This window comes from Prevotella jejuni (genome assembly GCF_900187995.1).
GTDB lineage: Bacteria > Bacteroidota > Bacteroidia > Bacteroidales > Bacteroidaceae > Prevotella > Prevotella jejuni.
On record NZ_FZNZ01000005.1, the window covers coordinates 115,842 to 138,339 of the forward strand.

At 44.3% G+C, this 22,498-nt stretch carries 17 protein-coding genes and 2 tRNA genes; 4 read left to right on the forward strand and 15 right to left on the reverse strand.

Annotation, left to right across the window (positions count from 1 at the left end; translation table 11 throughout):
- Positions 1 to 1,075: 1,075 nt before the first annotated feature.
- Entirely contained in the window at positions 1,076 to 1,309 is a 234-nt protein-coding gene (locus CHB62_RS02895) for a hypothetical protein (RefSeq protein WP_240616285.1), read from the forward strand.
- A gap of 512 nt (positions 1,310 to 1,821) precedes the next feature.
- On the opposite strand, the gene CHB62_RS02900 is transcribed toward CHB62_RS02895, so the two are convergent.
- The 11 genes from CHB62_RS02900 to CHB62_RS02955 form a co-directional block, all read right to left on the reverse strand.
- Positions 1,822 to 1,895: transfer RNA gene (locus CHB62_RS02900), tRNA-Asp, on the reverse strand.
- Between the two features lie 23 nt (positions 1,896 to 1,918).
- Positions 1,919 to 1,992, reverse strand: a tRNA-Asp gene (locus CHB62_RS02905).
- A 352-nt stretch (positions 1,993 to 2,344) separates the two neighbouring features.
- On the reverse strand, positions 2,345 to 2,863 hold the full coding sequence (locus CHB62_RS02910) for a GNAT family N-acetyltransferase (protein ID WP_042855784.1): 519 nt from the start codon (positions 2,861 to 2,863) through the stop codon (positions 2,345 to 2,347).
- 3 nt (positions 2,864 to 2,866) lie between these two features.
- Positions 2,867 to 4,069 carry a glycosyltransferase family 2 protein gene (locus tag CHB62_RS02915; protein ID WP_089365632.1) on the reverse strand — a complete coding sequence of 401 codons (1,203 nt, stop codon included), beginning with the start codon at positions 4,067 to 4,069 and terminating at the stop codon, positions 2,867 to 2,869.
- Positions 4,070 to 4,522 carry a hypothetical protein gene (locus CHB62_RS02920; protein ID WP_089365633.1) on the reverse strand — a complete coding sequence of 151 codons (453 nt, stop codon included), beginning with the start codon at positions 4,520 to 4,522 and terminating at the stop codon, positions 4,070 to 4,072. It lies immediately after the preceding gene.
- 8 nt (positions 4,523 to 4,530) lie between these two features.
- Entirely contained in the window at positions 4,531 to 5,139 is a 609-nt protein-coding gene (recR, locus tag CHB62_RS02925; protein WP_089365634.1) for a recombination mediator RecR, read from the reverse strand.
- Between the two features lie 167 nt (positions 5,140 to 5,306).
- Positions 5,307 to 5,801 carry a hypothetical protein gene (locus CHB62_RS02930; protein ID WP_167386083.1) on the reverse strand — a complete coding sequence of 165 codons (495 nt, stop codon included), beginning with the start codon at positions 5,799 to 5,801 and terminating at the stop codon, positions 5,307 to 5,309.
- A gap of 1,722 nt (positions 5,802 to 7,523) precedes the next feature.
- Positions 7,524 to 7,937 (reverse strand): hypothetical protein, encoded by a 414-nt coding sequence (locus CHB62_RS02940; RefSeq protein ID WP_009010277.1) that lies wholly within the window; start codon positions 7,935 to 7,937, stop codon positions 7,524 to 7,526.
- 1,766 nt (positions 7,938 to 9,703) lie between these two features.
- Positions 9,704 to 9,796, reverse strand: a complete 93-nt coding sequence (locus CHB62_RS14805) for a smalltalk protein (RefSeq protein ID WP_157600212.1) — start codon at positions 9,794 to 9,796, stop codon at positions 9,704 to 9,706.
- 274 nt (positions 9,797 to 10,070) lie between these two features.
- The gene (locus CHB62_RS02950; RefSeq protein ID WP_089365636.1) at positions 10,071 to 10,604 is read right to left on the reverse strand and encodes an HU family DNA-binding protein; all 534 of its coding nucleotides are present in this window, start codon (positions 10,602 to 10,604) and stop codon (positions 10,071 to 10,073) included.
- Positions 10,605 to 11,099: 495 nt separating this feature from the next.
- Positions 11,100 to 11,585, reverse strand: a complete 486-nt coding sequence (locus CHB62_RS02955) for a D-Ala-D-Ala carboxypeptidase family metallohydrolase (protein ID WP_089365637.1) — start codon at positions 11,583 to 11,585, stop codon at positions 11,100 to 11,102.
- Positions 11,586 to 13,006: 1,421 nt separating this feature from the next.
- Between CHB62_RS02955 and CHB62_RS02965 the strand changes: the two genes are divergently transcribed.
- The 3 genes from CHB62_RS02965 to CHB62_RS02975 are packed head-to-tail and all read left to right on the forward strand — an operon-like array spanning position 13,007 to position 16,926.
- The gene (locus CHB62_RS02965; protein ID WP_141240399.1) at positions 13,007 to 13,465 is read left to right on the forward strand and encodes a hypothetical protein; all 459 of its coding nucleotides are present in this window, start codon (positions 13,007 to 13,009) and stop codon (positions 13,463 to 13,465) included.
- Positions 13,449 to 15,176, forward strand: a complete 1,728-nt coding sequence (locus tag CHB62_RS02970) for a DUF262 domain-containing protein (protein ID WP_089365640.1) — start codon at positions 13,449 to 13,451, stop codon at positions 15,174 to 15,176. The genes CHB62_RS02965 and CHB62_RS02970 overlap by 17 nt, the downstream gene beginning before the upstream one ends.
- On the forward strand, positions 15,169 to 16,926 hold the full coding sequence (locus tag CHB62_RS02975) for a DUF262 domain-containing protein (RefSeq protein ID WP_089365641.1): 1,758 nt from the start codon (positions 15,169 to 15,171) through the stop codon (positions 16,924 to 16,926). Before CHB62_RS02970 ends, CHB62_RS02975 begins: the two co-directional genes overlap by 8 nt.
- Before the next feature lie 179 nt (positions 16,927 to 17,105).
- On the opposite strand, the gene CHB62_RS02980 is transcribed toward CHB62_RS02975, so the two are convergent.
- From CHB62_RS02980 to CHB62_RS03000, 4 genes are all read right to left on the reverse strand, one after another.
- A complete protein-coding gene (locus CHB62_RS02980; RefSeq protein ID WP_089365642.1) occupies positions 17,106 to 17,591 on the reverse strand; it encodes a hypothetical protein in 486 nt (161 codons plus the stop codon).
- A 270-nt stretch (positions 17,592 to 17,861) separates the two neighbouring features.
- Positions 17,862 to 19,475: a hypothetical protein gene (locus tag CHB62_RS02985; protein WP_317042986.1), complete on the reverse strand. Its 1,614-nt coding sequence runs from the start codon at positions 19,473 to 19,475 to the stop codon at positions 17,862 to 17,864.
- Between the two features lie 27 nt (positions 19,476 to 19,502).
- Complete coding sequence (locus CHB62_RS02990; protein ID WP_009011723.1) at positions 19,503 to 19,727, reverse strand: hypothetical protein; 225 nt, start codon at positions 19,725 to 19,727, stop codon at positions 19,503 to 19,505.
- Positions 19,728 to 20,825: 1,098 nt separating this feature from the next.
- Positions 20,826 to 22,358 (reverse strand): hypothetical protein, encoded by a 1,533-nt coding sequence (locus CHB62_RS03000; protein ID WP_089365645.1) that lies wholly within the window; start codon positions 22,356 to 22,358, stop codon positions 20,826 to 20,828.
- Positions 22,359 to 22,498: the final 140 nt, after the last annotated feature.

Below are 22,498 nucleotides of genomic sequence, written 5' to 3' on the forward strand. Positions count from 1 at the left end.
GGATATCACACTACCTTTTAGAAGGTAATTCACTTGAGTTTATGTAAGGCTATTTTACCGTCTTTCTAATTCCTCTAAAAGGTGGAAGTAATCATGGAGAAAGTCTTTGGGGAGATTTTTCTCTCACAGAACTCACAGAACTCAAAGAACCTCTTTGTGCTCTGTTTAATTCGTGGACATTATTTTCTCTCACAGATCTCACAGATTTAACAGACCCTTTTTGCGCACAATTTCGATCCCACAGAACGCCTCCGGCATACAGAATTCACAGAACGTTACAGCTAAAGACGGGTGTTGAGTGATGAGTGTTAGGTGTTGATGATTAGCTAACGTTGGCTGTAAGGTTCTGTGAAATCGGTTGACTTAATGTCTCTGTGGGCCTTTGTGTGTTCTGTTTATCTGTGTACTCTGTGAGAAATAGAACGCACCCTCTCGATAAGATAAGACTCATGCAAGTCACTGGGGAGTTTTATCTCTCACAGAGCGCACAGAGTTCACGGAGGTTTTTGGCGCACATTTCGAGCCCACAGAAGGCCTTCGGCATACAGAGTTCACAGAGGCCTTTCAGCTATTATCATTACTAATAAGGGACATAACGAAGCCTACATCCTTTTTATAGGGGTATCTCGGTGATTACGCCCCTCCCTTTTGGGGAGGGGAAGGGGGAGGGGCCGCTATCTTTCTGACACCTGTGTGTTCTGTTCTTCTGTGTTCTCTGTGAGAAAAAATATGTCATTCTTCATTTGTCATTATGTCATTCTGTCTAAAAAAACAGACCTGTCTTCCTTTGTCATTATGTCATTCTGTCTTAAAAGAACCACCTGTCTCCCTCCGTCCTCATGTTACTCTGTCTTAAAAACTACCCCATCTGTTACTCCTGTCTTACTCTGTTACCCTGTCTCCCATACCCTGTCTCCCCCCGTCCTCATGTTACTCTGTCTTAAAAACCACCCCATCTGTTACCTCTGTCTTACTCTGTTACCCTGTCTTCCTTACCCTGTCTCCCCTGTCCTCGGTTATTCTGTCTTTCAAGCGGAAGCAGGAGGAGAAGAAAGCTGCAAGTCTTTTCCTGCGCATGGGAAACTTTAATGAGCGGCAAGCACAGATTATCAAGCTCTTTGCTGATGAACCCACTGCAATGGTGACCATCAAAGACTTGGAGGTTAAATTCGGTGTTAGCCCAACAACAGCCAAGTCGGATATCATCGGTCTGTTAGGTGAGAACATTGTCTCGGAAATCTCATTAAACAAGGTGAAAAGGGCTTATATCAAAGGAGATGGCTTAGACGAATTACTCTCTAAAGCGTAGGGAGCATCGTTGTCAATTCTTTCCAATTCTGCAAACATTGGAAAGAATTGGAATACATGACGGCTTTATTCAACCTTTGTGAGGTGCCTTTTTCGTTCTGAACACGTTTTTCATGAAACTTGATTAGGGTTACAACGCCTTAAGCCTTTTGTTCGGTAGCCATAAACAGGCACTCATCGGCATTGCATCAGGCAGTCGCCTCCGTTCTGAGGCAGTGTTCTGAAGAAGCTGTTAGGGACTGGGGGCGGTTCTACACATGCGTTGGTTCATGCAAAGGCGTTGTGATGATTACAGCTACAAGCGGCTGTTGTCGGTTTCCACCAATGCCCTTCAACAGACAAGTGGATGGTAAATGCTATTGTTGTTAGGGCTGTTGTCGGTTTCCACCCATACACTTCAACAGACAAGTGGACGGTGAATATTACTGTTATTAGGGCTGGGTTCGATTCTACACATACAAGATCAAGAATCGAGAGGATACAAAAAAACCTCGGTAAAGACCGAGGTTTAAGCGGTGCGTACGAGACTCGAACTCGTGACCTCCTGCGTGACAGGCAGGCATTCTAACCAACTGAACTAACGCACCAAGCATTACAGAAGGGGTTTCAGCGGTGCGTACGAGACTCGAACTCGTGACCTCCTGCGTGACAGGCAGGCATTCTAACCAACTGAACTAACGCACCAAAATGAAGGCGTAAAAACCCTTTTTCTGTTTTGCGAGTGCAAAGGTAATAATAAAAATCTATACCACCAAAATTAATCAACGCTTTTTATATAAAAAGTTACATTACCCCTCTGCACGCATGACAACCATCGTGGAATATCCACTCCTTCGATGGTCTCTTATCTGTAAAACGCTTTGATTGTAGACGCATAAATATCCTCAAGCAATATCATCGTCCTATATATAATAAGGTGAAACACTCCTGTGCTCTCGTATCAAGCCCCGAGGAATATCCACGCTCAGATAGTCTCCCATCTAAAACACCTTTGGATAGAAGCCTCATAAAACTCCGTAAGCGCAAATAAGGGGCTTTAGATAAACAGTTGCATTACCCTTGCATCCTTATAACGACCGTCGCAGAAGATCCACTCCTTCAGTATTGCGCCCTCTGTAAAACCAATTGAAAGGAGGCAGTGGTGGGACACCTCGTTATCAACATCGACCACTGCATAGATTTGTTTGAGGTGGAGCATGTTACGACTGTAGTCTGTCAGCATCTCAATGGCAGCCTGTGCGTAGCCCTGTCGACGAAAGGCTTTCATGATGATGATGCCCATCTCCGCCCGTTGATGCTTCGGATCGAAGTCTACAAGGTCTATCACTCCCACCGTCTCCTGCTGTTCGTTCTCGATAATCAATCGCACTTGTCCGTCGATATAGATATCGTTCTTCGCATCAGCAATATAGTTATGCAATGCATAGCGACTGTAAGGAACATTCGTGGCACTGACGTTCCAGAGGCTACGGTCGTTCTCTATGTGATAAAGCATATCGAGGTCTTCTGGCTCCATCGCCCTTAGTCTTACCCTCACGTGTCGTTTTTTTTCCATGTCTTAACCTCCTATTATCTCGGTCATGGTGATGACTCTATTGTCTTTTGGATGGTAGAATCCGATGTGTACATTGCCGTTCGGCTGCCGTGCGAAGGCGTTTAAGATGTCTTGATAACGAAAGCGACTGGTGTCGTAGGCCACACAGTAGGGTTTACTCTGTCGTCCTATCTGTTGGAGTATTTCGTCATGAATCTTCATCAATTCGTCCTGTTCTGCTATACGATACTCTGCTGTCAGGGCGTTGTCGGCTGCGAGTTGTTGGCAGGCAAGCGTCATCTCCTCACTTCCCACAAAGATATAACGAGGATAAGTGCGGCTCTTTGCGGTGCGGAAGCCCAACTTCTTTCTCACGGCGTGGGCTGTGGTGCGCATCAGCGAGGCAAAGGCTTTCAGATAGATAGCCCCCTTGATGGGCAGTCGCCACAGTGCGTTCATACCGCCATAATGCTTGCGGAAGAAGATGAGCATGGCATCATAGAAGACGTGGACATATCGGAAGCTCGACTTCTGAGTGCTCTCTCCCTTGTAGTGGAGGATGCGCACGGGCAGATACCAGTTCTCGTAGCCGCCTTTGAGCAGTCGATAACTGAGGTCGACATCCTCGCCATACATAAAGAAATCCTCGTCTAAGAGGCCTATCTGGTCTAAGGCCGACTTGCGAAGGAAGCAGTAAGCACCGCTGACAACCTCTATCTGTCCTGCAACCTCCCATGAGAGACCCCCCATATAATAATGTGCAAAGCGACGACTCTGTGGGAAATGCTTACACAGACCGACCATCTTATAGAACGAGACCATCGGCGACGGTAGGCCACGACGGCTTTCTAAGGCTCGGCTACCACTGTCGTTAAGCATCTCAACACCATGTCCGCCTGCCTTTAGATGGCTGTCCATAAAGTCGAGCGACGCACGGATAACATCCTCGCCCACAACGGTGTCGGGATTTAAGAGGAGTATATACTCGCCCTGACTCTGCCTGATTGCGATGTTGTTACCCCCTGCAAAGCCTAAGTTATGAGCACTGGCAATGAAGCGCACAGCAGGGAAGCGGGGACGAAGATAGGCTATCGAACCATCACTCGAATGGTTGTCGACCACAAACACCTCGGCCTCTATGCCTTCCAAAGCACGCAGCAGACTCTCTAAACACTGCTCGAGATAGTATTTGACGTTATAGTTTACGATGATAACACTCAGTTTCATTTACTCATGCTCAGGGTTGTCTAAGGAACATTCATGCTCGCATCGCTTCTTACTGGGATAGACGAAGAAGAGACTCAACGCCAATATCACAGCGAGATAGAAGAAGCTCACGGCATCGCCAAAGGCATAATAAAAGAAGATGTTGGCTATCATTGGCAGACAGAGTAGCATCAGACGGACGCTACCCCACACAAGGAGCTTACGACTGACATGGCTCTCATCCGACTGCAAGAGTGTCTGCACGTAGCCTATCTTGAAGAGGAAGAGGGCAAGAGGGATAGCGGCAAGGGTCAAGAGTTGCATCAGGAATTGCAGACTGACCATCTTTGCGCTCTCTATGTCGGCCCAGTTGCCTGGTAAGACAAGCCGAAGTTCGTACACTCCAATGATTATCAGCGTGATAAGACACGCACCATAAAACTCCGAAAGGAGTATTTTTCTTGTTTTATCCATAGGTTTGTTTAAGATTCAAGCGGGGTGCGGTTTAGGATACTACGCCCTAAGGTCACCTCGTCAGTATATTCAAGTTCGTCGCCAACAGAGATGCCGCGTGCGATAACCGATAGCTTCACACCCGTCCCTCGCAGCTTGCGTGAGATATAGAAGTTGGTCGTGTCGCCCTCCATCGTACTGGCTAAGGCAAGGATAACCTCCTTCACTGTGCCGTCCTTGACGCGTTCTACGAGCGAGTCTATCTCTAAGTCGTTCGGACCAATGCCGTCCATCGGTGAGATAATACCGCCTAAGACGTGATAGAGGCCGTGGAACTGCTGGGTATTCTCTATCGCCATGACGTCTTGCACATTCTCTACTACGCAGACCACTGAGCCGTCGCGACGTGGATCGGAGCATATTCCGCAGACATCATCATCGGAGAGGTTATGGCATACCTTGCAATATTTCACGTCATGTCTGACCCTTACTACGGCATCGGCAAAGCCATCCACATCGGCAGCCGACTGTCGGAGCAAATGCAAAACAAGGCGTAGAGCGGTCTTACGCCCCACACCTGGCAACTGTGAGAAAGCCTCTACGGCCCGTTCTAAGAGTTGGGAAGGATACTGTTGCATGCTTTTTACGATTCTCTCTGACCAGAGAGACGAAGGGAAGGAACTACCGTGGCAATCCGTTCCGCTGGTTTCTAATAGTCGTATCAGCCATCGGTCGACAAGGGATATACGCTCGGCCTATCCCCTGCCGACTGATGGCTATTCATCTTACAGGCTTGTCTATCTGATTAATCATCAAAGAGATAGATACCCAAACCTATCTTCAAACCAATCGTTGAATAGTCATGATCCTTAAACGACTGGTCAAAGTAGATAGCAGGCTCTATCGTCACCGAACGGTTAACGAAGAAGGCATAACCCAACTCAATGCCTGGCATGAGGTCGTTATAACTATGGTTGGCATGGAGCAGTTTCACACCAGCACCCAAGTAGAGGCCGTTCTGTGTGATGTAATAGCGTCCACCAACTCCCACACTGATATGGTCGGCAACAGCCTCGGAGCCATTATGCACCGCATCGACATTAGCCAGTACCATCACATTGTCCCATGGGAAATAACCCGCCTTAGCCTGTACGCCTAAGTTTATACCGTCTTGACCATTATAATGCAAGTCGAGTCCTGTCAGAGAAGCACCCAAATAGCCCTTCCCCTCTTGGAACTGTGCGGACGCACAAAGGCTTACCATCATTGCTGCAACGAGCAGCATACATCTTTTTATCATTCCTTTAATATGCTTATAAGTTATACTTTAAGATTGACAAATAATTCTATTACGTTTCTGTCAACATTCTTAGACAAAGGTAAGGATAATATTTGGATAAAGGAAATAATTGACATTCTTTATAAAAATAGGTGTTGAATGTTGGGTGTTGGGTGTTGGTACTGGGGCAAAAGATAGCGGCCCCTCCCCCAACCCCTCCCCCGCAGGGAGGGGCGTGATATGTGAGGTTACCCCTATTGGCCTGCTGATAGAAGGAGAAAGGCTGCTAAACATTTGGAGGACATGTAGGGGTATCTCGGTAATCACTCCCCTCTCCATTCGGAGAGGGGCTGGGGGTGAGGCTCCAGAACGCCTCCGGCATACAGATATCACAGAGCGTTATAGCTATTGTAAATACTAATATAGATAGTAAATAATCATTACAATCAGACGAGCAAAACACTCTCACGTAAGGGCTATAACGTTACCTGCAATAATTTTGTTAACCTTCAACAAATCAGAATGTTACAAAGAGGATTTGAGAACATGCCCTTCTTGCTCGTAGAAAACGCCCTTCTTGACGCAAGAAAGGCATGTTTTCGAACGTAGAAAAGCCTCTTCTTGTAGCATACTCAGTCTTTTCTCGAAAAAAGAAGAGAGTTCTCTATAAAATATCTTGACATTTTCTATTTACATGGTTAGTACTCTATCTCTCAAAGAGGACCTTTCTTTCTCTCACGAAGGACCTTTCTTTCTCTCACAGAGAAACACAGAAGAACAGAATTCACAAAGGCCCACAGAGACATTAAGTCAACCGATAACACAGAGCGTTACAGCTAATGTTAGTTGAAAGGCCTCTGTGTTCTCTGTATGCCGAAGGCCCTCTGTGGGTTCGAAACGTGCGCAAAAAGGCTCTGTTAACTCTGTGAGTTCTGTGAGAGAAAAACTCCCCAGCGAATCTCATAGGCCTTATCTCATCGAGTGGCTGCGTTATATTTCTCACAGAAAAACACAGAAGAACAGAACACACAGCATTCCACAGAGACATTAAGTCAACCGATAACACAGAGCGTTACAGCTAATGTTAGTTGAAAGGCCTCTGTGTTCTCTGTATGCCGAAGGCCTTCTGTGAGTTCGAAACAGTGCGCAAATGGGTTCTGTTAAATCTGTGAGTTCTGTGAGAGATAAAACTACCCACGACTCCTATTGGCAGGCCAGTAGGGGTAACCTCACATTTCACTCCCCTCCCTATGGGGGAGGGGCAAGGGGGAGGGGCCGGTCGGGGAAGGGGGAAAAGCCAGCTGCGGTTGGGGTGAGGTCACTGTGCACTCTGTGAGAGACAACGTGTTTTTATCATCGAAACCATTTAAAAAAAAGAAACGGCCGAGCACACGCTCTACCGTTATCTCCGAATAATTATCGTCTCGCGACGCTAATGTATCTACAATCTTTACCTAAAATATAACTAAAAACCTAAATCTATTACTAACCTAAACAAATCTTCTTTCTGTATGAATAATCCTGAGCAATCTTTTTATTACCTGTAAAGACTAAACCTTGTAACCAGATAATTTTCTCTTGAATTACGATGCAAAGTTAGCAATAATACACATAACTTGCAAGTCAAACGACATAAATTATCTCTTTATCGACTAATTATTGACTTATATCAAACAATAAGTCCGCCTCTTGTAGTACGCTCAGACCGATTCTGAGCAGCACCACAAAGGGCGGACAAACATGTTATCGACGGCGGCGCCTAATCTCTAAACGCATCGGGTCTTGTATCTTTGCATCGACAATCAACTGCAGGTAGCGTTCACGGAGGGGCCCCACTCGCACGTTCTTGCGTGCCCGAACGGATGATACCACAGACGAGGGATTGCACGGGACACGCACGTGAAGCACACGACAGATGTGCCACACAATCGACTGAAAGTCCATCAACCGACCCTGCTGGTCGGTCAGCTGACCTGTCTCCCATACAATGTGAGCAAGTTCGATGAGGTCGCACTTCAGTCCTGTCCAATACAGTCCTTCTTCTTCGCTCCTATTGATAAGGTCGCAGAAGTTATTCACGAGCTTTCTTATTAGCTGTTCCTCGTCCTCTTGACTCCAGAGGTGAGTAGTCTTCATCATAGTTTTCGCTCTTTTCATCATTGCTTTTAGTGTTTTTGATTGTTATATAACTGTGTTTCATCTATCTGCCTCCTCGTTTAGTCGTGACACTTTGTAGGTCAGTAGGAGAAGTCGGCGAGCGGCAGTGGCATCGTCCCTCACCGCAACAGCCTACTGGGGAGAAGACTGTTACGTAAGGTTGCTGCAAAGATAAATGATGCTTGTGCAATAAATGTTCAATGCCGAAAAAATTTTACTTAAATAATCGTAACGGGGGAAGAAGTTCACGAGTTGACGAGTTGAAAAGTAAGTAAGTTATATGTGCTGTGCATCATCACGTCCGCTTTATATATTCTTTTCGCATCGAAAAGGCCCTTCCACCACTCTCATCCAATCGCTGAGGTCGCCACGTGGGGAGGCTTGTTTCTCACAGATAAACATTCTTTCTCTCACAGAGGGTGCACTCTATTTCTCACAGATAAACATTCTTTCTTTCACAGTGGGTGCGTTCTTTTTCTCACAGAAAAACACAGAAGAACAGAACACACAGCATTCCACAGAGGCCTTGCGGCCGGCAGATATCACAGAACCTTACAGCCATCTTTGGCAGTAACGCTCTGTGAACTCTGTATGCCGGAGGCCTTCTGTGGGCTCGAAACTGTGCGCCAAAAAGCTCCGTGAACTCTGTGTGCTCTGTGAGAGATAAAACTCCCCAGCGAGTCACATGTGTCTCATCTTTTAGAGTGGGTGCGTTCTATTTCTCACAGAAAAACACAGATGAACAGAACACACAGCATTCCACAGAGGCCTTGCGGCCGGCAGATATCACAGAACCTTACAGCCACCTTTAGCAGTAACGCTCTGTGTACTCTGTATGCCGGAGGCGTTCTGTGAGATCGAAACTGTGCGCAAAAAGGGTCTGTCAAATCTGTGTGCTCTGTGAGAGAAAAAACTCCCCAGCGTGAGATAAAAATCCCCACGCGCTATGTAAGCAGCCTAATAGGGGTAACATCACATACCACTCCCCTCGCCATTCGGAGAGGGGTTGGGGGTGAGGCTAAGCCAGTAGGGGTAACCTCACATATCACTCCCCTCGCCATTCGGAGAGGGGCTGGGGGTGAGGCCTCTGTGATTTCTGTAAGAGAAGGAACTGTCCTGCTTTTTTATCATGTTACTTTTTTGTCGCCAAATAACGCTCTTCATGATACGAAAAAGGTTACTAATCTGTCGCACCACAGGATATTCACTTGTCTTATAACACGTTACAAAGACAGATAAAAAGGCCAAATAAAGTGGGAAACAAATTAGTAACCGATAAAAGAACACTATAACAAAGCAAAAACAAGATAATTGTAAAGAAAAGAGACAACACACCCCTCTTTCCTCCCCAGCCGTCGCCTTGCACCTCCCTATTTGTCGACAAAACAGGAAAAAGCCTCCCTTATTGTCGCACATAAGCTACGATACTGTCGAAGAAAACCTCCCATGAAGTCGCACATAACCTACGTTTGTGTCGGTCGACAGCTTCGCAACCATCTGTGATAGAATGAGATACAACCAATCAACTAAGTCTTATAAGTGACCGATAACGACTGTCTAAGTTCAAGACGGGTGTGTTGTCGAAGCATTTTAAGTATAAGATACACCACACATCCAAGTCTTCTAAGCAGCCGATTACGATTGTCTAAGTTCAAGACAGGTGTGTTGTTGAAGCATTTTAAGTATAAGATACACCACACAACCAAGTCTAATCGGCAACCGCTAACGGCTGAACAGACTCAAAACGAGGGAGTTGTGGGCACAGACTACATACAAGAAGTAACGCCCAAGGTGGTTGCCAACGCTGTAAGAATAGTGATAAGAATATGCAAAATATTCTTCCAAACTGGTTTATTCATAATTGTAAACAATGGTTTTGAACAATTCCTCCATACTTGTCGACGCACGTCACGTCACAAGAAACGCCCTAACACGCTCATAACGAACGGACTACACCGACACAGCACAGGCAGAAACTGTAAGGTTATTGACGATATAATAATAAGGATCGGAGGAGCTTCGTCGGTTCTCCCCCACCCCCTTTCGCTCGGTTGTGACCGTCATTCATCGCTCAGTATCAACTACTTAGCAATCCAGAACGGTCACTACACCCATTGGCTCAAGCCTCATCGACTACGCATGAGACTCGCCCGTCGGGGTAGACTCACCAGCCACAGGACCCGCTGAAGGCGTTGAGGTCTTGTCCTTACCGCCCTTCTTGCTGCCCTTCTTAGGCTTGGCAGCAGCGATAGGCGAGTCATACTGCTCGGCCTCCTGCACACGCAAACCGTCGAGAAGTTTGTTGACACGACGATGAGAAGCGTCCACCCTCACCGCAGGGACAAAGATAACGTGAGCACCAAAGATGTCGCGCTGTGGATTGAAGTCCTTTGCCTTCTCAACACCAGACGAATGGATGCCCACACGAAAGGTTCCCAATCCGTCGAGCTTCACACGGTTACCGGCCTTGAGCACCTGGTTCATTTCGAACACCAACGCACTGATAACTGCCAGAATATCAGGCTCTGTGACGGTGCAACGGGCACTCACACGGTTAGCAAGGTCTTTCACACCAACAAGGTCGGGACTGATTGCACGAGCATACCAATACCCCTTGTGCTTACTGTTACTACGATTGTCTTGATACATACGGAATTTGATTGACATAACTTGAATGATTTTAATAAGTGAAACAATTAAATTAAGGACATCTATGCATAGTTCATGACCTATTCTAAACAATGGCTTGCATGCCTGTCATCTGCCTCTCCACTCCGCCCTCCCCTCACCACGGATTGAGGGGAGGGACATCTGCACGGAAAGTAACTGCGACAAAAAAGTGTAAAATTAAGTAAACAAGTGAACAAGTAAACATGTAAATGCGTAAACGAGTAAACAAGTAAACACATAAACAAGCGAACAAGTAAACATGTAAAAAGACAAATAACTAAACAAGCAAAAGCCTAAAAACGTATAAAAATATAAAGGTAAAAGTTGGAAAACACAAAAACGTAAAAACATACTTCAACATAAACATAAAGGATTAAAAATATGAAAAGATATTCACGTAAATAATTAAAATATTACTGTTCAACGTCTTGAAGGGCCTACCCCACCGTTTCGGCGACAAAAAAGTGAATTGTTTTGCCCTCGTTCTGACGCCTATTTCTCCCCGAGAATCTGGTGTCTGTTCCTCCCATCCCGCCTATAACTGATGTGGATCCATCGCTTACAGGTGGCCTCCAACGGCTCCAAAATCATCTGATCGAAGTCTGTTTGGCGGAGCACAGCAGCATATTTTCGACACATCTCTGCCCCTGTGACATGGATATCCACCGCCTCACCCCGCAGATGTTGGGAGTCGAATGCCCCATGAATGGCCTTATTCAGCACCGGCGAACGGTAGCCACTCGTGACAATAACACGGCCGACACGACGACGGAGGGGTTCGAGCACACACGCACAAAGGGCCTTGAGATTTTCCATCACCTCCTCGCGTAGCACCTCACCATCGCGCCCCTCCGTCTTAGGCACGTTCTTTATCCGCCGCTTCACGGCCTCGCCCGAGCGCATCATCTCGCCCACCGTGAAGTGTGGTGAGAGTCGTTCGCTAAGGTCTATCTCGTTAAAAAGATTATCGTTCATCATATACCTTATATATAATAGATTGTTTGATTTCTCATTGTCTGGTCCATCTCCCACCGACAGCCTCGTCTTCCTCAGCCCTGCCAGTCGTCTGATGCCCAGCCTGTCACCGTTTTCATTCCTGATGACGATGCAAAGGTACAACACAAAAAAGCCGATCGCAAGCAGGATATATGTAGTAATATAAGTAGTCAGACAGGGTAGTTTTTGAAGACAGAATAACAGGGGGACGGGGCGAGACAGATGTAGTTTTTAAGACATAATGACATAATGACAAAGAAAGACAGGTGTGCTTTTTTAGACAGAATGACATAATGACAAAGGGAGATAGATTATGGTTTTGAAGACATAATGACATAATGACAAAAGAAGAATGACATATTTTTTATCACAGAGAACACAGATGAACAGAACACACAAAGGTCCACAGAGACATTAAGTCAACCGATTTCACAGAACGTTACAGCCAATCTTAGTTGAAAGGCCTCTGTGAACTCTGTATGCCGGAGGCCTTCTGTGAGCTCGAAATGTGCGCCAAAAGGCTCAGTGAACTCTGTGCGCTCTGTGAGAGAAAAAACTCCCCAGAGAGTCTCAAAAATGTTCTTTTTCTCACAGAAGGACACAGATGAACAGAACACACAGGGTTTCACAGAGACATTAAGTCAACCGATATCACAGAACCTTACAGCCACAGAAGCCTCACCCCACTGCCCCACTCCATTCAAGAACATGCCCTTCTCCATTTGAGAACATGCCCTTCAACGGCCAAGAACACGCCCCTCTTGATGCTTGACAAGGCCCTTCTTCAACGCAGTCTGCAACCTCCTGATTTCATGCAGGTTACAGAGACAGACAGAACATACATACTGAATGGAAAATTAATGCTTATAGACAGAATGACAGAAAGACATAGAATGACAGAAAGAACATGTTTTGTCGTGTATTTTATGTTTACAGACATAATGACACAAAGACATATAATGACAGAAAGAACATGTTGAGGCGTGTTTTTTATGTTTATAGACAGAATGACAGAAAGACATATAATGACAGAATAAACATGTTTTGTCGTGTTTTTTATGTTTATAGACAGAATGACAGAAAGACATAGATAGACGGAATGAACATATTTAACAGAAGTATTAAGGCATATAAAATAAGGAGACAAGCTGTGCAGGACAACGTGTGATACAACCACAACTAACACCGTAAGCAACGAACAGCAAGACGGTAGGGGTATCTCGGTAATCACGCCCCTCCCTATGGGGGAGGGGACGGGGGAGGGGCCAGTCTGTGTGGTTGTTGTTGCCCAGTCTATTGTTGTTATTGGCCAGTCTGTTGTCGTGGAGGCGCAGTCTTTTTCATAATAAATTCATAATTTATCCCCACCCTATGCCCGTTTTATTCCCACCTTTTTCTTACTTTTGTCCACAAAGAACATTGGGAGGGTTGGTGAAGACCATAGAAATCATACCACCGAACAAAAGGCAACACACATTCAGATGCTGTGTGTGGTTGGTGAAGACCATAGAAATCATACCATCGAACAAAAGGCTACACACATTCAGAAGCTATGTGCTGTCGGTGAAGACCATAGAAATCATACCACCGAACAAAAGGCTACACACATTCAGAAGCTACGTGCGGTTGGTGAAGACCATAGAAATCATACCACCGAACAAAAGGCTACACACATTCAGAAGCTACGTGCGGTTGGTGATGACCATAGAAAACCTACCACCGAACAAAAGGCTGCACACATTCAGAAGCTATGTGCTGTCGGTAATGACCGAGGAAATCATACCACCACATGGCAGTTTTGGCGCAAGGAGTCGACCACCACCATAACCAAAAACCATCCTGAAAATGACAGCAAGAATTGACAAGCGCTTAGAAGCCTACCTAAAAACCTGCTTCCCCGACAGGAGTAAGGGCATTCGTGCGGTTTATAAGCCAGGTAGCTGGCAGTCAAATCGTTACCTACAAGTGCCCACCATCTTAACAGACGACCGCTACCTCCACTATGAATATTGTGGAGGATTTGTCGAGCTACACTTAGAAGGAAAGTATCAGACAGCCTCCTTCGCCTCCTTCGCACGAAGGCTACGAGAAAAGACAAGCGACGACAGTCGTCTGACATGGCACAGCTGGCAGGGCAGTAAGGCGTACAGATGCAGAATAAACAGTCCGACAGGCGACTGGGGACAGCTTCGAGAGTCCATGAGAGAGATAATGGCAATCTTCGACCCAATCATCAACGAGATAAATAAACAAGGAGAAATGGAAGAAAAGAACGAACCCTATCAAGGAGACAGCACCTTCGAGGAAGAAGGATTAGACAAAGAGTCGGTTTGCTTAGCATCTGCTTGTCTTGGAAAGCTCTTCAACAACAAGCTCGTTATTCCCGACTATCAGCGCAATTACTGTTGGCAGGATAAGCAGGTGTACGACCTCTGGAACAGTCTGAAAGAGATACCAAACGATGGCAATTCATCCTACCATCTGGGTACAATCATCCTTCAGAAGAGAGAGGACGGTACATACGCCGTCATTGACGGCCAACAACGACTGGTCACTCTGTCGCTGATTGTTCGCCAACTCGGCTACCGTGGCGATATTCCCCTACTGAGTCAGAAATTCTTATCACAGCAGTCAAGAAAACATATCGCCAATGCGAGATATCTTATCGACCATCTTGTAGAAACAGACAGGGACATCTCTCTTTGTCAGAGGATTATTAAGCGGCTCGAGTTCACGGTCCTCATCCTCAAAGAAAGTAAGCTCGACCTCGCTTATACCTTCTTTTCTAATGAGAACTCAAAGGGTGTACCGCTATCCGACTACGACCTTCTGAAGGCTCACCACCTGCGCTACATCTCATCAGAAGAGCAGGCCGAACACCTTGCAGGACGGTGGAACAGGATGATAGAGAACGACTATCCGCTCTTAGAACAGACGGCCGCTCGCTATCTGTTGCCGCTTAGGAAGTGGATGCGCAAGCAAAACTATGACCCCAACAGACGGTTATGCGTCAAGGACGAGTTCTCCACTGCGCCCACACTCGCTGCCCTCCCACCCTTCGGAGAGTCGTTCCATTTCTACGAAAAGATACAAGGTGGGACCCATTTCTTCGTCTTTATGGACACCTTCACCAGCCGAGCAAAGTCCTTCGGCAGCCTCCGAGCCGTTAAAGCCTTGAGACGACAGCTGCAAGCAGAGTCGCATTGGAAGTTCGCTGAAGTCATAGAAGCGCTGCTCTTCGGCTACTATCTCAAGTTTGGCGAGCAATATCTCCCTGAGGCACTGTACTCTATTGCATCCAACATAGCGCAAAGCAGATATGCCACGAAGCGGGCCTTGACCTATAAGATTAGGCAGTCTGCAAACGACTCCGAAATTATCATGATGATAGACCAGGCTTCCTCGCCAACCTTCTTCCTTGCTGAATGTCTCTTGAACATCAAAAACTGGGGGCAAAACTTAGAGGGGAGAGGGATTGCAAGACGGTTTCATGATCAGCTTCAAAGGCTTTTTAGAGAATTAAAAAACGATTTTACTGAACCCACAATAATAGCTAAGATTAATCATGAATAAGCATAGATATACCCCAGAACGCATTGTAAAAGAAGATCTTACCTTCTCTATCCCACTCTATCAAAGACTCTTCACGTGGGAAGACAGTCAAGTGGAAGGACTCTTATACGACCTCAAACGCCACTTTGAAAACAATGGGGAAGAGTCGCCCTATTACATCGGTATGCTCTCATGTATAGCGAACAACGGCTATGACCTTATTGATGGGCAACAGCGTCTTACGGTGACAACACTGATGGGCATCGTCCTCAAGAAATATGCTAAGGAATGGAACGATTTCCTCAAAGATGGTGAACGACTGAACTTCACCGCTCGCTCGCATGATAAGGAGTATCTTCGGCAAAAGATAAAAGGTGAGAAGACGGAAATCATCAACGAGAAGATGGAGAATGGCATACGCTGTATCTCTAACTTTATGGAGCGTTCTGGCAATTTCTCATCTGATGATGAGCGGGAAAGTTATGCCCGAAATGTTTACAAAAACCTGTCCTTCTTCTTCTCCGAACTACCGTCTTACTACGCCAGTCATCCGTCCTCTCTGAACAAATACTTCGAGGCCATGAACATTACTGGGAAGGGTCTTGAACAACACGAGATACTGAAAGTAGAACTACTGAAAGGACAGAACAATCAAGAACACTTGACTCGCATCTGGAACCTGGTTGCGGATATGAGCCGACCCATTATCCGTAAAAGTCAAGATGAGACTGAGGAAGAATATTTGAAGAAATATGAAACGGCCATAAACAGCTGTCGAAACAAAGCTTTTGACGCTGTGGTGGACTCGAATAAAAAGCAACTCGACAATGAAGACAACACTGAAATTGGGGCGATCGAACCCGAACGCCACACCTTCAACCATGATAACAACGATGATAGCGACAGGGCTTTAATCTCCTTCCCAGAGCTGTTGATGATGGTCTATGACATCTACTGCGACCTGAATGGTTCGTACTCATTCTATCGCGAAGAACTACTCAATGTGTATAAGGAACATAAAATAGATGATATACCAGACTTCAATCACCAGTTATTGTTCTACAGATTACTCTTAGACTACTATATCATCCATAAAGAAGGGGAAGGAACTGTAAACAAATATACGCTCACCTTCGGCGAAGGAACAGCACGTAAGCAGGTAGAACAATATCAGTCAATGCTTTATGTGGCTCAAACGCCTTTCTATAATTGGATTAAACCCATCTTGATAAAGCTCCATAACGAGAGAGTAGACTCCTCTGAGACACTTCTGAAATGGCTAAAAGACATCGATGATAACAAACTACATAAAGAGCTCAAAGCCCTTGATGACATGACATACGACAAGGGTATCGACCGATACTGGTTCTGGCGACTGGATTACTATCTATGGGAAAGGAGAGAAGAATACTTCCCTGACAAGGCAGATCAAGAGATTGTTAGCACCTACACGTTCCATACTAACAGGTCGATTGAGCATCTGCATCCACAGCACCAGACCAACAACACCGAATGGAGTGAGGCTGACATCCATTCGTTTGGCAACTTAGCAATGATTTCGCAAAGCTTCAACTCCGAACAGAGCGACGACCCCGTCCAAGTGAAATTTGCCCGAATTGCCGAGCAAGCCAGCACCCGCTCCCTCCAAAGTCTTAAGCTCTTCCGAATGTATCTGGACGCTAAAAAGAACCCAGAGGGGTGGACGCAGAAGGTTAAAAATGAGCATCAAAAGGAGATGTATGATTTACTCAAACAATCATATATAAGATAATAATGTAGAATGATGAGAGTATAGACCTTTGCAGTCATACTCTCATCATTATTTTGTAGACTATTGTAGACAGGAGAAATTAAAGTTAATAGCCCTACTCTTTCCTACAAAAAAGAGCCAGGCAGCTATCATTTCCATAAAGACCTTTGCCCCCCTGTGCACTTTTAGGGTTCGAACATTTAGGCAAGTTCAAGTTTACTTACAATATATGGATATTGTTCAGCATCATAGCCATCATTCTCCTTCAGTTCAAGAATCCTTATCGTTTTGAACATAAATTGCTTATCTTCGGGCTTTAACTTACAGCATCCTTTCACCTGACCAACTTTTCCTGTATTTATAACATAGCCTGTTGAACCTATCAAAGACTCCTTAGAAGGAACTTCTTTCCTTTTGGTTGTAACACCTTGTACCGCTTTCTTATCAGCTTTTACCTGACCGTTTTGAGGGGTAGTGATGATACAATGGAAAGAAAGATTTTCTTCTTTATTAGGATGTTGTTCAACGTAATGACCAAACCATTTGATAAAGTTACACAACAAAAGAGTATATCCAAAGAAGATTTCCTTGTCAGCATAATTGATGAAATAGCTTGCCGTTGTCTTTTCGCTTGTATGAGAGGCTTCATTTGAGAATTGGATAAGATTCCAAACGATAGTGGACATTTCTTTAGGGAAGATTGCCGGTGCATCTTCTTCTTTGCCATATCGGACAGAAGTGTTGCACTTGCAGAGTAACAGAACTCTATAGCTGATTTAAGACTGTAAGGGGTGAGTAACCTAATCTATTACCATCCATCATTTCTGTACCACCAACTCATACCACATAACAAAAACTTGCCCCCTGAACGCTACAAGAACGTTAGGAGGCAAGAAAACGAAAATTAAATTACCGAATGATGATATGCATTTTTTACAAACCAATATGAATAATACCTATTCAAATGCTCGAACTCGATATCCATATTCTCGACTATTAGTACTTACTCCAACAGCATTCTTTTTAAAACCAATAGAGTAAGCTCCCAATGCAGATTCAGGGTCAGCACTTACAGACCATAAATCACAATGTATTCCTACACTAGAATATGTTCCTCCAATATATTCCCCTATTGCAGGTAAGTAGAAATACTCATTAATAGCAGTCGGTGAGGGGATACCTGATTGTAATGTTGTATTGCTAAAAACTTTTGTTATAACACGTGCATCAATACTATTGTTTCCAGGTATATGTTCTGTACTAAAATTAGGTATATTTGCTTTCTTCTTAAACCACATTCCTCCTTTATACAATCGCTTCATGGTTGTCCATAACTCAGCATCATCCCAACGTGGGTCTCCTTCCATACAATACCATGCAAGTTCATTTGCATTTGGTAAAGTTCGGAATAGAGCAGTTTGTGCGTCATATCTAATATTCGTTCCTAAATAATTAGTATTAAAATATCGAATATCACTAGGAGATGTTGCAAAACGAGTATCTGAGTAATTGATTCCAGTTGGTTGCCAAGAATCAGCCTTATCCCACTCATGTCCATACCAGTAATTCTGTTGTGCATCCCACATATAGTAGTTATGTCCATCATAATTATTCAATGTGAGATTTGCAGTAACATCAGTCATTATACCAGCAACACAGTTAACGTCTACATATCTTGTAATAGTTCCTTCAATAGGAGTCATAACGCCAGCAGTTGTTTCATCTGGGTGGTCTGTTGTATTCTTCAACCAATAGCGGATACGGAACTTATGGTTACCTGGAGCAACTACGGCATAAGTGGCGTTCTTGCTCATGTCGTCAGAAGAATTGTCGATAGCAAAGCCAGAGCCTGTTGTAACGGTAATAGTCTTTGAACCACCAGAAGCAAGGGTAAGAGCACCATTAGCACCGATGGTATAAGTACCAGCAATATCATCTTCTGCTGTGATTTCAACCTTGATAAGCTTACTACGGTTCACGTATGGATTGCTTGAACGAGGGATTAAACAGAGATAAGCTGCCTTGTGATTAAGTGTAAAGGTATAGTCATTACCATTCTTTGCTGCAGAGGCAATACCACAATCACCTGACTCACCAGCATGGTCAAAATTGTTTGGTGCTGACTGTGTCTGCGCAGACTTGATTTCTACCTGTGGCTGTGCACCAGCAGCAATAGTCTTATTCGTATAAACAACATCATGCGTTGCCTGACTATAAGTACCATTCAGTGCAAAAGTACCCTGTGCCTTGTTTGAAGTAGCGAAAGCAACAGCGTTACTCTGATTCCACGTACCTGTATTATCCTTTACCCAAATCTTGTCAGTATTGCTCCAATTGACTGATGCACCAGCCCCCTTGGCATGATTGACAATTGCTGTACGAGTAGCACTACCCTGCTGAGAGAAACCATTGAAAGCAGTTGTACCAGCAGGAACCTCCGTCTTCTGTTCTTTCTCGTTCTGTGTTGTGTCGTCGTTAGCACAACTTGCTGTAAGCAATACGGCAGCAAAAGCATAGCAAGCCGTCTGCACCATCGAACTGATAGCCGTCTTATTCTTCATTGTTTTCATTCTTTTAATTTTAGTATACGTGTCAATTTAGAACCTGTTACTTAACTCTCTTTTACTTGAGAAAGAGACTGCCTCTACTGGTTCCTCTTCTTCCTCTTCATCGTCCCAAGGTATTTGGCGTTTTGCCTCACCATAAGTTGGACCTCCTCCAATTGTTCCAGCATTACCGCTTGCATCGAGAAGATGACATTCTGTCTGACATGTAGTCGCTTCACATTCGGGCTTAACGTAAGCCCATCTTTCTTTATTCATTTTTTTTATATTTGAATTAATAATATCTTATCGTTACTCTACTTAAACTGTCTTACTTGAGTTCTGTGCTATTCCTGTCTCAAAGTACTCACCATCCTTATCAAAAACAAGGGAAGATGTTTGCTTATATCATTGTTAGCCATCAAGCAAACAACACACGAAAAAAGACAAAGGGAAATCACTACAATTCCTTTGTCTACATGGGTTCACACGGTGCTCCTCGCGCGCACGCGTATGAAGAAAGAAGTGGGGAGGTTAGGCCTGGCCTATATGAGAGAGAGAGAGAGAGAGAGAGAGAGAGAGAGAGAGAGTACACAATTATTTGGAACTACCAAATAATTCTCGCTCTTTTTTCTATCTTTTTTTGTTAAAGAATCTATTACGCCACAGAAAGTCTGTGCACCCCTCATGAGGAGGTCACATCCAATAGCCGTAATAATATTCTTTATCATTTCCATTTGAAATACTGGTTAATTTTAACTTAACTGGGTGCAAAGATAAAAATAAATATTAAATCCCACAAAGAAAAGGCAAAGAAAAATTAAAATAAAAAACTTACTCTTCTCTCAAAGCATGGAACGAAAGGGCTTTCAACGCAAGACTGGATTTATTACACATTACTACAAGAAAAAGTTTTATTCTTATTTGCTGTCACTTTTAACATTTCGTGTAACCTCACTGTGTACTAAAGAGTTACGTGGAGAACAAGGCTGACAGAAATGACAGGAAACTTCGTTTTGACTGAATAGCATCGTTAAGACGGTATTAACCGAGGACAGGATACGGGAAGAGACAGGGTAACAAGGTGAACAGCTTGTAGACGGGGTACGGGAAGAGACAGGGTAACAAACTGAACGGATTTTAGATAGGGTACGGGAAGACAAAGTAACAGGGTGAACGCCTTTTGGAGGAGTAACAGAATTCATTATATCAAATTAAGACTATAAGGGGGTGAGTAACCTTATATATTAACATTAATCATTTGTATATCTCTAACTCATACTACATAACAAAAACTTGCCCCCAAAACGCTATATGAACGTAAGGAGGCAAGAAAACGAAAATTAAATTACCGAAGTTATAATACGAATCTATAAACTACTCAAATGATTGTGCCTTTCTTCCTACTGTACGTGGCATAATTTGCACATTGACATACTCCTTATAGAATCTGAAGCCGTAAGAGTATGTATTGCGTGTAGGTACTGCATCAGCAGACCAATAGTTACCACCGTCTCCAGTTGCATAAAGTCTACCATTCTCATAGAAGCCTGTTGCAGGTAGATAAAAATAATCATTTTTATTTGGCACAGCTGTAAACTTAGGAGCAATGTCTGCAGGGACATCTGCATCTCCAGCAAATGTATTCTTCCAATTCACATAGGTACCATGAGCATTCTTAAATCCATTTTCCATGTAAGCTGCTGTTATATGTTCATCACTAATGATTTTACTTTTTTTCTTTATCCAAAGACCTGTTTTATATAAGTGTCCCATTGTACACCATAATGTAGAAGTATCCCAATGTGGATCACCCTTATAAGCATACCAAAAAACTTCATTTCCATTTGGACATATCTGACAAGTAGAATTTGCGTGAATACTTCCACCACCAACATGATACCATCTTGAATCTGTGCTATTTTGAGGGTAATGTGCCCCAAAAGTGGCACCTGTCAGATACTGTGGTAAAGTAGGCTGTTCAGTTTCATATCCATTCCAATAATGATTCACTGCATCCCACATATAATACTTTTTGTCACTGTAGTCTTTTATATCCTTATCTATCCAAGCAGTAATGTCGTTTATCTTACCCTCCTGACAGTTATAACTTGAAATAGTCTTAACGATATCACCCTCAACATTGGTTGTAGGGTCCTTAATCGTATAAGTGATTGTAAAGTTATACGTACCTGGCGCTACAACCATATAAGCTCCGTTGGTAGCGAGTGATGAGGAGGTTGTGTTCAGTGAGAAATCGCTTGTATTAAGCGTAATTGTGTTTGAATAAGTCTCACCTGCCTTCTGCGCAAGGCTTCCTGTTGAGAAGTCATACTTACCTGCGATAGGCTGGTCGGCTGTTACCTTAATCTTTGTCAACTTGATATTTGGACCGAGGTCGGTATTCATACAACGTGGGATGAAGCAGAGGTAACTGGCTTTATGGTTGAGTGTAAAGGTATAATTACCATTGCTGCCTGTTGCTGTTGCAGTACCGCAATCGCCTGATGTACCCAGATGGCTAAAGTCGTTGGCTGTGGTCTGTGTCTGTGTGGTTGCAATGGTCACAGTGTTAGCATCTGTACCATTCTCACCTGTATAACGTACCTCACGGTTGTTCAATGTAAATGAACCAGAAGCAAGGCTGAATATTGCTTTTGCTTTATTAGATGGATTATAAAGATTAGCAGCATTACTCTGGTGGAAAGTATTCGCATCGTCCTGTACGAAAATCTTATCAGCTGAGGTCCAGAAAACCTTAGCATCGCCACCAAGTGTATAGGTAGCTGTTGTACGTGTCAACGCACGTGTATCATTCCCAGGCTGTGAGCCATCAAAAGTAGCAACACCCTTAGCGGTATTCTGTTTTGCATTGTCCTGCTGTGCGGTGTCTTCACTTGAACAAGCCACAACAGACAGAGCAGCTACTGCACACGCAGCAAATTGCGTTAGTTGGGGTCAGTCCTAAAACCCAGTTGCAAGCCTACTCTCTTAAGCACACAATTTCATAAGCCTATATAAAAAGAAAGGAATATCTGTCACCCCTCTGA